Annotated in this window: 15 protein-coding genes; 11 read left to right on the top strand and 4 right to left on the bottom strand. The window is 61.6% G+C overall.

Annotated features, from left to right (window positions below):
* The first annotated feature begins 100 nt into the window (after positions 1-100).
* From QMK50_RS26210 to QMK50_RS26170, 9 genes are all read left to right on the top strand, one after another.
* The gene (locus QMK50_RS26210) at positions 101-679 is read left to right on the top strand and encodes a TetR/AcrR family transcriptional regulator (protein ID WP_095168360.1); all 579 of its coding nucleotides are present in this window, start codon (positions 101-103) and stop codon (positions 677-679) included.
* Between the two features lie 39 nt (positions 680-718).
* A complete protein-coding gene (locus tag QMK50_RS26205) occupies positions 719-1,198 on the top strand; it encodes a DUF1348 family protein (RefSeq protein WP_095168362.1) in 480 nt (159 codons plus the stop codon).
* A gap of 180 nt (positions 1,199-1,378) precedes the next feature.
* Positions 1,379-1,996, top strand: coding sequence for a DUF3313 domain-containing protein (locus QMK50_RS26200; protein WP_320334405.1), 618 nt, complete (start codon positions 1,379-1,381; stop codon positions 1,994-1,996).
* Positions 1,997-2,083: 87 nt separating this feature from the next.
* Complete coding sequence (locus QMK50_RS26195) at positions 2,084-2,887, top strand: transcriptional regulator (protein WP_320334404.1); 804 nt, start codon at positions 2,084-2,086, stop codon at positions 2,885-2,887.
* Positions 2,884-3,366, top strand: coding sequence for a hypothetical protein (locus QMK50_RS26190; RefSeq protein WP_320334403.1), 483 nt, complete (start codon positions 2,884-2,886; stop codon positions 3,364-3,366). Before QMK50_RS26195 ends, QMK50_RS26190 begins: the two co-directional genes overlap by 4 nt.
* A 240-nt stretch (positions 3,367-3,606) precedes the next feature.
* On the top strand, positions 3,607-4,074 hold the full coding sequence (locus QMK50_RS26185; RefSeq protein ID WP_320334402.1) for an EAL domain-containing protein: 468 nt from the start codon (positions 3,607-3,609) through the stop codon (positions 4,072-4,074).
* Between the two features lie 109 nt (positions 4,075-4,183).
* A complete protein-coding gene (locus tag QMK50_RS26180; protein WP_095168372.1) occupies positions 4,184-4,684 on the top strand; it encodes an outer membrane beta-barrel protein in 501 nt (166 codons plus the stop codon).
* Positions 4,685-4,786: 102 nt separating this feature from the next.
* The gene (locus QMK50_RS26175; RefSeq protein ID WP_159995590.1) at positions 4,787-5,725 is read left to right on the top strand and encodes a helix-turn-helix transcriptional regulator; all 939 of its coding nucleotides are present in this window, start codon (positions 4,787-4,789) and stop codon (positions 5,723-5,725) included.
* Between the two features lie 96 nt (positions 5,726-5,821).
* Positions 5,822-6,601, top strand: coding sequence for a TSUP family transporter (locus tag QMK50_RS26170; RefSeq protein ID WP_095168375.1), 780 nt, complete (start codon positions 5,822-5,824; stop codon positions 6,599-6,601).
* Here the strand turns inward: QMK50_RS26170 and nudC are convergent.
* The 3 genes from nudC to QMK50_RS26155 form a co-directional block, all read right to left on the bottom strand.
* On the bottom strand, positions 6,569-7,399 hold the full coding sequence (gene nudC, locus QMK50_RS26165) for an NAD(+) diphosphatase (protein ID WP_320334401.1): 831 nt from the start codon (positions 7,397-7,399) through the stop codon (positions 6,569-6,571). The genes QMK50_RS26170 and nudC overlap by 33 nt on opposite strands.
* Before the next feature lie 6 nt (positions 7,400-7,405).
* Positions 7,406-8,218 (bottom strand): crotonase/enoyl-CoA hydratase family protein, encoded by an 813-nt coding sequence (locus tag QMK50_RS26160; protein ID WP_159995588.1) that lies wholly within the window; start codon positions 8,216-8,218, stop codon positions 7,406-7,408.
* Between the two features lie 259 nt (positions 8,219-8,477).
* The gene (locus QMK50_RS26155) at positions 8,478-9,419 is read right to left on the bottom strand and encodes a hypothetical protein (protein ID WP_320334400.1); all 942 of its coding nucleotides are present in this window, start codon (positions 9,417-9,419) and stop codon (positions 8,478-8,480) included.
* Between the two features lie 322 nt (positions 9,420-9,741).
* Here QMK50_RS26155 and QMK50_RS26150 point away from each other — a divergent pair, with 322 nt between their 5' ends.
* Together QMK50_RS26150 and QMK50_RS26145 are read left to right on the top strand one after the other, a co-directional pair.
* A complete protein-coding gene (locus QMK50_RS26150; protein WP_095168383.1) occupies positions 9,742-10,425 on the top strand; it encodes a response regulator transcription factor in 684 nt (227 codons plus the stop codon).
* A complete protein-coding gene (locus QMK50_RS26145) occupies positions 10,403-11,800 on the top strand; it encodes a sensor histidine kinase (RefSeq protein ID WP_159995584.1) in 1,398 nt (465 codons plus the stop codon). The genes QMK50_RS26150 and QMK50_RS26145 overlap by 23 nt, the downstream gene beginning before the upstream one ends.
* Here the strand turns inward: QMK50_RS26145 and QMK50_RS26140 are convergent.
* On the bottom strand, positions 11,790-12,008 hold the full coding sequence (locus tag QMK50_RS26140) for a hypothetical protein (RefSeq protein ID WP_320334399.1): 219 nt from the start codon (positions 12,006-12,008) through the stop codon (positions 11,790-11,792). The genes QMK50_RS26145 and QMK50_RS26140 overlap by 11 nt on opposite strands.
* Positions 12,009-12,122: the final 114 nt, after the last annotated feature.

The following is a 12,122-nucleotide window of genomic DNA, read 5'->3' as shown; positions in this document are numbered from 1 at the left end:
GTCGAATCCGAAGAACCCACGAGCTTACACCATGTCCGAAAAAATAGACATTTCGAATCTAGCATTGACCAAGGAGAATGATCGTTCTACTCTTTGCCACATGAACTCAATCACTAGTAACGACACCCGCGATATTATCCTCGACGTCACCGAAAAGTTAATCTACCGAAGTGGCATTGCCGCCACGGGCATGGACTTGCTGGTGAAAACCGCCGGGGTCTCGCGCAAGAGCATCTATCGCTACTTCGCCAACAAGGACGAGTTGATCGTTGCCGCCCTGCAGCGTCGCGATCAGCGCTGGATGCACTGGTTCACCAGCCAGGTGGACCAGGCCCCGACTGCTGGCGAGCGCCTGCTCAAGCTGTTCGACGTGCTCAAGGCCTGGTTCGCCAGCGAAGGCTTTCGCGGCTGCGCATTCATCAACACCAGTGGCGAGACCGGCGATCCCCAGGACCCGGTGCGCCAGGTCGCCAAAGCGCATAAAGACAAGCTGCTCGACTACCTGCACACCCTGTGTCTCGACCATGCCGTGCAGGACCCGCACGCACTGGCCAGGCAGTTGCTGATCCTGATCGATGGCGCCATTACCGTCGCTCTGGTGACGGGTGATCAGAGTGCCGCTGATACTGCGCAAGACATGGTGCGCAAGCTGTTGCAGCTCGAATGCGTCAATCCGTAGACACCTGCTGTTTTTACCCCAACTGCCCGGAGCCACTTTATGTCCTCTGCTGCCGAAGTTCGTCCGCCCTTGCCTCCCTTCACCCGCGAGTCGGCCATGCACAAGGTGCGCCTGGCCGAAGACGGCTGGAACTCCCGCGACCCACAGCGGGTGTCGCTGGCCTATACCCTGGACACCCAATGGCGCAACCGCGCCGAGTTCATCAACGACCGCGAGCAAGCCAGGGTTTTCCTCACCCGCAAATGGGCCCGGGAGCTGGATTACCGGTTAATCAAGGAGCTCTGGGCGTTCAGCGATAACCGCATCGCCGTGCGGTATGCCTACGAATGGCATGACGACTCGGGCAACTGGTACCGCTCCTACGGCAATGAAAACTGGGAGTTCGATGAACAGGGCCTGATGGCCAAGCGGTATGCCTGCATCAACGACCTGCCGATCGAGGAGCACCAGCGTCTGTTCCATTGGCCCCTGGGCCGGCGGCCGGACGACCATCCCGGGCTGTCTGAGCTGGGCCTGTAGAGCTTGATCTTGAGCCGCCTGGGGTAGCGCTTTCGGGCCTCGCAGTTTTCGGATAGCGCCACCCCCGGGCGCCCTGCACCATGCGCGGCTCATTCGCCACAGCCCATGGGTAATCCAGTGATACGCCTCTTTCGCCTGCTTCCAGTGGTCCTGCTCCTCGCCGTGACCGGTTGTACGACAATGCCCGACGCTGACACACGCCATTCCGGATTCCTCAACGACTACGCAAGGCTGAGCAAGGATCCGCAATGGCCCAAGAGCGAAATGTGGGTCAAGCCTGGCCTTGAAATAAACCAGGCCTACCAGAAACGGGTCTACCTGGAGCCGCCGCGCTTTTACTTCACCGGCAAGGACCTCTCGCGCAGCCCGGCGGACACCACCGCCATGCTCAAGTACCTGAACCAGGCGCTGCAGCATCAGTTCCTGACGGCAGGCTACGAAGTAACCCGTCGCCCGGAACCCCATGCTCTGATGCTGCGCACCGCCATCACCGGCACCGAACGCACCCCGCGTGACCTGTCGATTCCCGAATACCTGCCAATCGGGTTTGTCATCGGCGGCGCCATGTACCTGACTGGCACCCGGGATGAAAGCCTGCGCATCTTCTTTGAAAGCGAAATGCGCGACGCCCAGACTGGCGAACTGCTGGCTCAATCCGTCAGCGCCACCACTGGCAAGCAAATCTCGCCATCGGACGCCACCAAGGTCGAGGACAGCTACCCCGCCCTCGATGCCTGGGCCAAACAATTGCGCGAGCGCGCTGACCTGGCCTTCGCCAAACAAACCACCACCGACTGATCCGACACCTGGCAACAGTCCCCTGGTTGGCCAGACCGTGGCTGACCAGCAGAACTTCGCGAACACGAGCACCCAAGAGGACGAACCATGAGCCATTCTTTCACCTTGAAAAACGGCTCGAAGGCCCTGTTCAATCCTGAGGACTCCAGGTTATCGATCACCACGCCCCTGGGCGAAGTTCAGCACAGCACCCTGGGTCGAGCCGAATCACGCCTGCTGGATCTGATGCTCGCTGAACCTGGGGTGATCAAGTCCCGCGAGCAGATTATCGAGCACACCTGGAATGATCGGGTGGTCGCCTCGGGCAGCTTGAACCAGGTGGTGTTCTCCCTGCGCAACTTGCTCAACGACAGCCGCGATCACGAAATCCTGATGACCATTCCGCGCCGTGGCTATCGCTTCAACCCGGCGTATGTCAGCGCCGGGACCACCTTGCAGGCTCAGCCGACGCCGGCGCCGGTCGAGCTGGAACCCATCAGTGTGACCACCCCAACCGCTGATACAGCGCCTACTGTCGAACCGAAACAGCCCATTGGATGGCTATCGATTGCCTGTGCCGTGACCCTGCTCACATGCCTGGCAACCCTGGCCCACTACACGTTCTCGACCAAGGCGCCGAGCATCGAAGTGGCCAGCTCCCAGCGTGAGCAGTTGACCATCAATACCCTGGGTAGCAGCCTCGATTCGGCCCGGGCACTCAACACCGCGGTCGAGCAACAACTGCAAGACCTGCCGAAGAACCTGGTCGGCCAGGTCTGGATCAACCAGTCCCGGTCCAACTACTCGATCTCCTGCATTCGCGCCGATCAAAGTACCCGCAATATGCTGTTCAACCCCCAGCAAAAGCCACTCGCCAGCATGCTTGCGCAATGCCTGGAGGTGACCCTGTGAACCGCCAGACAAAAACCCTTGTGCAGTGGCTGTTGCTGGGGCTGATCAACCTGGGCTGTATCGGAGTTTGGCTCTATTCGCCGGTGCCGTTCGAGAACAACAGCAACTTTCACACCCAGAGCCAGCAGTGGCTGGATGACCAGAGCCAATTGAACACCGAGGAATACCTCACGGTGAACGCGCATCGAATGACCCACTCGACCATCGAAAGTCTCAATGGCAAGTTCCGTCATGCCACCTTGACTGCCGACATCACCCAATCGGGCAATGATGCCCTCCAGGTACAAGTGGTGCGCGCCAAACTGAGCCATGATCGCGAACTGTTTGCCATCGAAAAAACCCCGGAGCTGTTTTTTCGTCGCCAGTACGTCGTCCAGGAAGGCTCCACGCTCAACTACAGCCTGCTGGCGACGCCCAGTGAAAACACCCTGTGTTTCTTCCTCCATGAAATGGACCGCCTGCGCTGCATGAACCACTGAAATCCCGGCAAATGACAATCAATCATTTCCATTGCGCGCCTGGCATTCCCACCCTGCTCCATTTCCCTGTCCCTAGGAGGTCAGCATGCTCAGCCGTCGCTTGAATCGCTTGCCACTCAAACAAAAGATCCTGCTGTGCACCTTCGCCTACCTGTGCGGAATCACCCTGGCCTGGCTAGTGGACGTGTGACCAGCCGCCACCGGTTGCAACAGCCGATTTGAATACACCAGGGTCAAACCATGATGGCGCACTATTTGGCGTGGGCGAGACAACAGGACTTGTCGAGCTGTGTAAGTAACCGATGGCTTGAAATCAACTACCTGCCCATCACTGATCGGCGCACGGGCCGCCTGGTCGGCGCCAGGGCCCTGTCACGCTGGGCCCGGGGCGGCGTCAGTATCGCACCCCAGGTAGCGCAGCAACTGACAGGCGCCGTGGTCCGCCAGGTTGCCGAGGACTACAGCACCTACCTGTGGGCCTGCAAAGACTTCTCCATCTGCCTTCCCCTGTCCCCATTGGACATCCTCGACCCTGATTTCCCGGACTTTGTTGCCGACGTACTGGAGCGGTACGCCATCCCCGCCTCGGCGATCATGCTCGATGCCTGCGCCAGTTCCCCTGGCAATCAGCCAGCCGCGCTGCCCATTGCCGCGCTGGCCCGCAAGTACTTCGCGATTGCCAACGAAGCGCAGACCCTGGGGCGCTGAACCGCGGCGACGGCAATAAGCATTAATGACTTTTATCCATGATTGGGGCCGGGCAATTTCCCGCCCAACACTTCACACCTGACAAACCCGTACAAGGACTACCCTGCACATGCCATTTCGAAAATTCGCCTTCGTTTCCCTACTGTCGTTGCTGGCGCTGCCAGCGTTCGCCGATGACAAGGGCTTTTACCTGGGCGCCGGTGTGACTAGCATCGAAACCGACGACAGCGCCTTGAGTGATGAAGACAACAGCTACAAGGTCTATGCCGGTTACCGCGCCAATGGTTACCTGGCATTCGAGGGCGCCATTGTCGACCTCGGCAAGTTCAAGGACGACAACCTCGACTTCGAAGGCCACTCGGCCCAGGTCGCCGCCCACGTCGGCTTCCCGCTGGGCGAGCGCATTCGCCTGTTCGGCATCGTCGGCGCCCACGCCTGGGACGCCGATGGCAACGCTGCCGACGATGACACCGGGGTCGACCTGACCTACGGCGCCGGGGTCGAGATGGATGTGCTGCGCAACATTGGCATCCGCGCCGAGTATGAAGTGTTACAGGTCGGTAACCTAGATCTGAACCAGACCACGGCGTCGGCCTATATACTGTTCTGAGTTCCGCCGGTCGGGCGCGCGCAATGCTCGCCCGACCTGGCCACTCAGACGCCGCGAGGCCCACTCAACCCGAGTCTTTTTCAGGTGCCCTTCCTGTACAGCATGTCCGCCCTTCCAACCCCTGCTTTATTGACCCTCGAATCCGTTGCCCTGGACGAACTGTCCACCGGCAATGACCAGTGGCACATCGATTTTTCTTCCGTCGAGAAACACGCGCGCATCCATCGCCTCAAGCACATGCGCGGCCCTCGCCTGCGCCATAGCCGGTTCGATTTCAAGTGCTCCATCAGCGCCGTCAGTTGTGTTCCCGACGGGCACATCACCTTCGCCCTGTCCCAGTCCACCACGGGCCGCCCGACCTGGAACCACCAGCGGCTGTACCCCAATGAAATGGTGGTGCTGTACAGCGGTGAACCGGTGCATTACCTGTGCGAGCCCAACGAAGCGCTGTTCACCGTCACCACCACCCTGGAGCACTACGAGCAGTGCCGCGAACTGTACGGCACCACCGATGTGCTCAAGCAGCGCCAGGGCCAGCGCTATCAGGCGCACGATCATTACTCGGTGCTGAACGCGGTCAACGCCATCAGCGTCTCGTTGAACCAGCGCCATCCACCTGACGTCGTGTCCGGCGCGCAATGGGAAGCGACCTTGCTCAGCTCCTTGCTGCAAGCCCTGAGCCCACGCCATGACTCGGCGCGCGAGGCGCCATTGCGCAGACAAATCGCCAGCCAGGCCATCGAATACCTGCACGCCCATGCGCACACCGCCCTGTGCATGGAGCAGCTCACGCAAACCCTGGGAACCCACGGCCGCACCTTGCACCAGGGTTTCGTCGAGACCTTCGGCACCACGCCCATGGCGTACTTGCGCACCCTGCGTTTGTCTAACGCCAGACACGACCTGCTGACCCAGCGCTGGGCGACCGTGACCGAAACGGCCATGCACTGGAACTTCTTCCATCTGGGGCGTTTCTCCCAGGACTATCAGCGCAGTTACGGTGAATCGCCGTCCCAGACGTTGCGCCGCAACAGCGCCTGAACCTGGCGGCAGGTGGTGTGGCGGTCGCGGCCGCCACAGGTTATGGGTAAGATGGCGCCGGCCTTATCCCACTGCCCCACCGAATAAGTCGACCCCATGCCTTTCGAACTCAGCGTAGACCTCACCACCCTGGCCATTCTGGCCGTTGTCGCGTTCATTGCCGGTTTCATCGATGCCATTGCCGGCGGCGGCGGCCTGTTGACCACCCCGGCCCTGCTCACTGCAGGCCTGCCCCCGCACCTGGTGCTGGGCACCAACAAGCTCAGCGCGACTTTCGGCTCGGCCATCGCCAGCGTCACCTTCTACCGGCGCAAGCTGTTCCATCCAAGGCAGTGGGTGCATGCGATTGTCGGCACCCTGGTGGGAGCGCTGGCCGGTGCGGTCGTGGCGCACTACCTGCCGGCCGAATGGCTGAACAAAATGCTCCCGGTGATCGTGTTTGCCTGTGGCCTGTACCTGCTGTTTGGCGGGACGCCCAAGGCGCCGGTGGACAGCGACGCGCCGATCAAGAAGAAGTGGCAGTCGACCCAGGGCTTCAGCCTCGGCTTCTACGACGGCGTGGCCGGTCCCGGCACGGGCGCGTTCTGGACCGTCAGCAGCCTGCTGCTGTACCCCATCGACCTGGTCAAGGCCAGCGGCGTGGCGCGCAGCATGAACTTCGTCAGCAACGCGGCCGCGCTGTCGGTGTTCATTTTTTCCGGGCAGGTGGACTGGATCATCGGCCTGAGCATGGGCGTGTCGGTGATGGTCGGGGCGTTTTTTGGGGCGCGCACCGCCATCAGCGGTGGGGCGAAGTTCATTCGCCCGGTATTCATCGCGGTAGTGCTGGGCCTGACCGTACGCCTAGCCTGGCAGCACTGGTTCAGTGTGGCCTAAGCGCCGCGCAACGTAGACGTCGATCAGGTAGCGGGCAATCGAGCGCGACGCCGGCAACGGCGGCAGCGCGTGAATGTTGAACCACTGGGCGTCTTCAATCTCGTCGGCTTGTGGGACGATCTCGCCAGCGGCGTACTCGGCATGGAAGCCGAGCATCATCGAATGAGGGAACGGCCAGCACTGGCTGCCCAGGTACTGGATGTTCCTGACCTCGATCTGCACCTCCTCGCGCACCTCGCGAATCAGGCAGTCCTCGGCCGACTCCCCCGGCTCGGCAAAACCGGCAAGGGTGCTGTAGACCCCGCTGACAAACCGCGGTGAACGCGCCAGGAGGATGTCGTCGCCGCGGGTGATCAGCACAATCATGCTCGGTGAAATCCGCGGGTAACTGCGCAAGTCACACGGCTGGCAATACATCGCCCGCTCACGTGGCACCTGGACCATGGCCTGGCCGCAGTTGCCACAAAAACGGTGCTCGCGGGCCCAGGTGCCGATCTGCGCGGCGTAGCCCAGTACCTTGTACAACGTGTGATCGCCTTCAAGCATGAACCCACGCAAGCCTTTCCAGCCACACCCCGGCACCTCGCCTACGGCCTGCAACTCCAGCAGATACACCGGCTCGCCGTCGAGATGGCCAATGCCATGCTCGGCGAGCAGCGACAAGTCCTGGCGCTTGAGCCATTCCCGGGGGAACAGCGCGCCATTGTCATCGAACAAAAAGCCTTCGGGGCTGCGGGCTACTGCCCAGCCGCCGGTTACGTCGGTGTCGAGTACTGCCGTGGTCCAGCGTGAAGTCATGTGGGCTCAATCCAGAAATTCGGGCTTCTGTTTGCTCATATGGGCGGCCATGGCCACGCGCAGATCGTTGGACTGCAGCATGGCGGCGTTCCAGGTGGCGATGTATTCCAGGCCATCGTTGATGCTGTGATCACGCATGTAGCTGATCATTGCCTTGGTACCGGCGATAGCGATTGGCGACTTGGCGGCGATCTCGCGGGCTATGCCCATGACCCCGTCCAGCAGGCTCTCGGTGTCCGGGTAGAGCCGGTTGACCAGGCCAATCTCACGCGCTTGCTCGGCACCAAAGGTGCGTCCAGTGTAAGCCAGTTCACGCAGCATGCCGTCACCGATGATCCGCGGCAAGCGTTGCAGGGTACCGACGTCGGCAGCCATGCCGATGTCGATTTCCTTGATCGAGAATTGCGCATCGGCGGCCGCATAGCGCATGTCGCAGGCGCTGATCAGGTCAATGGCCCCACCCAGGCAATACCCCTGGATTGCCGCCAACACCGGCTTGCGACAGTTGTCGACCGCATTGAACGAGGCCTGCAAGGCGAGAATCTTGCGGCGCAGCAGGCGCGCGTTGCGACCCACGTCCTTGCCCATTTCGTTAGCCACCCCGGCCAGCATCATCAGGTCGATCCCCGAGGAGAAATGCTTGCCGGCACCACTGATCACCACCGCGCGCACCTCGTCGGTGTCGTCGATCCACTGGAAAATCTCGATGATCTCGGTCCAGAACACCGCGTTCATCGCGTTGATCTTTTCCGGACGGTTGATCTGCACATGGGCGATGTTGTCCGCCAGTTCGACGCGGAAGGCTTGATATTCGGGCATGGCAGTAATCCTTGCTGGCACAGAAATGAAGGCCCGAACTATACCAAGCCGATGCCCCCAGCCGTAGGCGCCGCATCGGCCAAAAACAGGACTGCCTTTGCCAAATACCGGGCGCAAAAGAACCGCGCCTGCCAGGGGCAGACGCGGTGGGTTCCGCCTTGTAGCAGGATCAATGCATGAACAAGGCAATCAGGATAATGATCGGGATTGGTACGCCGAGGAAAAACAGCAGGAGTGAGCGCATGGTAGTTCTCCTCAATCAACGAATGGCAGTGGGCGCAGAGACCGGGATATAGCCGGCCGGTTCCAGGTACACCACCGCGTCCCGGCGACGACCGCCAAAGGTAGCGGCGAGGCTCGCAAAAAAAGCACCACACAACAGTGCGACAAACATCCACAGTGCGGTCCAGGCCGCCACTTTGCTGGCAGTATCGGCTGCTTGCTTGGCCGCCAGCTTGGCATCCTCGACCGCCTTGCGCGCCTTGGCGAACACTTCATCGACCCGCCGCTCGGCATCCGCCTGGGTCAGGTTGGTCCGTTGGGCCACCAGTTGGGCCAGGTAGGTACGATCCTCCGCCGCCAGTTGACCGTCATGGGTGAGGGTCTGCACGAAAATCCGGGTCACGGTGGCATGGGCGGCATCGTCGCTCACCGCCGCTGGACGATCATCACGAAACAGGCTGTCGACGAAATAGCCGTAATCATCCGCGCCGCCCTGGCTGGCAGCGGTCCCCGCAGCCATGGTCATGGCACTGGCCGCCCCGCCTGCCACACTGGCACCGGCCTGCACCCCACCACTGACGATGCTGCTGACCGAACCGACCACCAGGGTCGCGGTCACCAGGGTCGCCACCGCCCAAGCCAGAAAGCCATGGGCCGTGTCGCGAAAATACACCTCATCGCCATGCATGTTCGACCACTTCACCCGCAACCGCCCAGCGATATAGCCACCGAGCCCGGAGGCAACAATCTGGGTGAAAGCCAGCCAGACGATAGTGGAAATCCCCAGGCCCTTGGCACTGATCCCGCTCCCGGCCCACGGCGACACCGCCGAAAATCCGAGGCCAAAACCCAGCACCACGAGAATCAGCGACAGCGCTGCCGCAGCCGCCGCCCCGGCAAAAATCGCCGCCCAGGACACCCCCGACAGCGCACTCGACGCTGGCAGATCGGCCGGATACATATCAGAGGTTCTATTCATTGTTGTAGTGCTCCAGGCATGAGGAAGACTGTTGCAACGCTTCAGACCTGATATTGCAGTCAACATGCCAGCGACTAACTTTGAATAAATTCTTCTATTTCAATCGGTTGAAAACTTCAGCGATTTTCCACCCATGCAATTTGCAACAACCGCCCCAGTGGAGCGGGCTTAATGCACTAATTACGCTTGTAGCTCTTGCTGCCAGTGGGCGTTAGGCAATAACCCCCCCGCCCCTCAACCCTACATAAACTTTAATTTAGCAACCCAACCCCCATTTCTTGGCACACTACGCCAGGCAACTCACCCACCCTCAGGCAACCCCATGACCCGAATCCTGACCATTGAAGACGACGCAGTCACCGCCCGGGAGATCGTCGCCGAACTGAGCAGCCACGGCCTCGACGTAGACTGGGTAGCCAATGGTCGCGAAGGCCTGGCTCGCGCGGTCAGCGGCGACTACGACCTGATCACCCTGGACCGCATGCTGCCCGAACTCGACGGCCTGGCCATCGTCACCACCCTGCGTACCATGGGTGTGTCCACCCCGATCCTGATGATCAGCGCCCTGTCCGATGTCGACGAACGTGTGCGCGGCCTGCGCGCCGGAGGCGACGACTACCTGACCAAACCCTTCGCCACCGATGAAATGGCCGCCCGGGTCGAAGTCCTGCTGCGCCGCCAAAACACCGTCAAGAGCGTGGAAACCACCCTGCAGGTGGCCGACCTGGAACTCAACCTGATCAGCCGCGAAGCCACCCGCGCCGGGCAACTGCTGATCCTGTTGCCCACCGAATACAAACTGCTGGAATTCCTGCTGCGCAACAGCGGGCAGATCCTCTCGCGGATGATGATCTTCGAAGAAGTCTGGGGTTACCACTTCGACCCCGGCACCAACCTGATCGACGTCCACATCGGCCGCCTGCGCAAAAAAGTCGACCCACCGGGGCTGCTGCCACTGATCCGCACCGTGCGAGGCTCGGGTTATGTCATTGCTGAACCCGTCTAAAGGCTGGCGGTCCTCCAGCAGCCGCCTGCTGGCGCTCTACAGCGCACTGTTCGTGGTCTGGAGCTGCCTGCTGATGGGCGTGATGTACTACGAGGTGTCGAGCTACCTGGATAACCTGTCCCGGCATTCGATCATGCAACGCCAGCACCTGTTCTCGCGCTTTCACGGCGAGCAACTGGATGAAGCGCTGATCGCCAGCACCACCTTCGACCAACGCGGCGTTGATGCCTACGGCCTGTTCGACGCCTTTCACCGACCCCTGCACGGGCTGATCCAGCAGATCCCCGAGGGTCTGCCGCTGGACGGCAAAGTGCATGAACTCGCCAACTGCGCCGACCCCCATGACCCACGCCTCCCCCCGGACAGCTGCGACGCCGTGGCGACGCCGACCCTGGATGGTCGCTGGCTGGTGCTGGCGCGCGACAACGGTTCACTGTTTGCCGTGAACCGAATCATCCTGCATGCGCTGCTCTGGGGCGTATCGCTGACCATCATTCCCGGCATTGCCGGCTGGTACCTGTTGCGCCGCCGCCCCCTGCGCCGCATCCACGCCCTGCAGGCCAGCGCCGAAGCCATAGTCGCCGGCAACCTCAACCACCGGCTACCGCTGTCCAGCCGCCGCGACGAACTGGACATGCTGGCCGCCATCGTCAACGCCATGCTCGAACGCATCGAACGCCTGGTCAACGAGGTCAAGGGGGTGTGCGACAACATCGCCCACGACCTGCGCACCCCGCTCACCCGGCTGCGCGCCCAGTTGTACCGGATCCAGCAGCAAGCAGCCGAAGGCTCGACCGAGGCGGCGCAACTGGACCAGGTGATTGCCGAGACCGACACCTTGATGGCGCGTTTTCGCGGATTGCTGCGGATCTCCGAGCTGGAGGATCAACAGCGGCGTTCCGGCTTCCTGCTGTTCGACCCGCTACCGCTGCTGCAGGAACTGCACGACTTCTACCTGCCCCTCGCCGAAGAAGGCCAGTTGACCTTGAGCCTGCAGGCACCGCCCAGCCTGCCGGCGTTGACCGGCGACCGGGCGCTGCTGTTCGAGGCCTTGTCCAACCTGCTGAGCAACTCGATCAAGTTCACCCCGGCCGGCGGTCAGGTGCAGGTACGGGCCAGCGACAATGCCGGCAGTTGCCGGATCGAAGTACACGATTGCGGCCCCGGCATTCCCGCTGACAAACGCACGGCCGTATTCCAGCGCTTCTACCGGGTCGACGACAGCGCCCAGAACGGTGGGTTCGGCCTGGGCCTGTCGATTGTCGCCGCCATCGTCCACCTGCACGGGTTTAGCCTGGACGTCGGGGTCAGCGAATTGGGCGGTGCGCGCCTGACACTCGATTGCCGCCAGCGCTTGTTGCCAGCTACTGAGTGATGCAGCGGGTGGTGGTAATGACCCGGGTCACTTCCCCCTCCGCCCGGGCCTGGCCCAGCACCTGGGTATCTTGCGCGGTGTTGCAGGTCTTGACCGGCGGGGCTTGCACCACCACTGGCGGTGGTGGGCTGGCGCAGCCACTGAGGATGGCAACCGCGCAGAGTGGCAACAGCAATGGCGCAAAAGCAGATCTCAAAAAAGTGTGCATGAGGTGGCCTGCGAGTCGGGTTAAGAGGAATTCAGCCCAATGTAAGCCACAGAGGGCCTGATCTGTAGAGCCGCAAGGGTTCCAGATAGTTCAGCACTCGATGGTTCCTCAACG

The organism is Pseudomonas sp. P5_152 (assembly GCF_033989915.1).
Classification (GTDB): Bacteria; Pseudomonadota; Gammaproteobacteria; order Pseudomonadales; family Pseudomonadaceae; genus Aquipseudomonas.
Note: the sequence above shows the minus strand (reverse complement) of the source record. Positions and strands in the feature narration are given on the sequence as shown.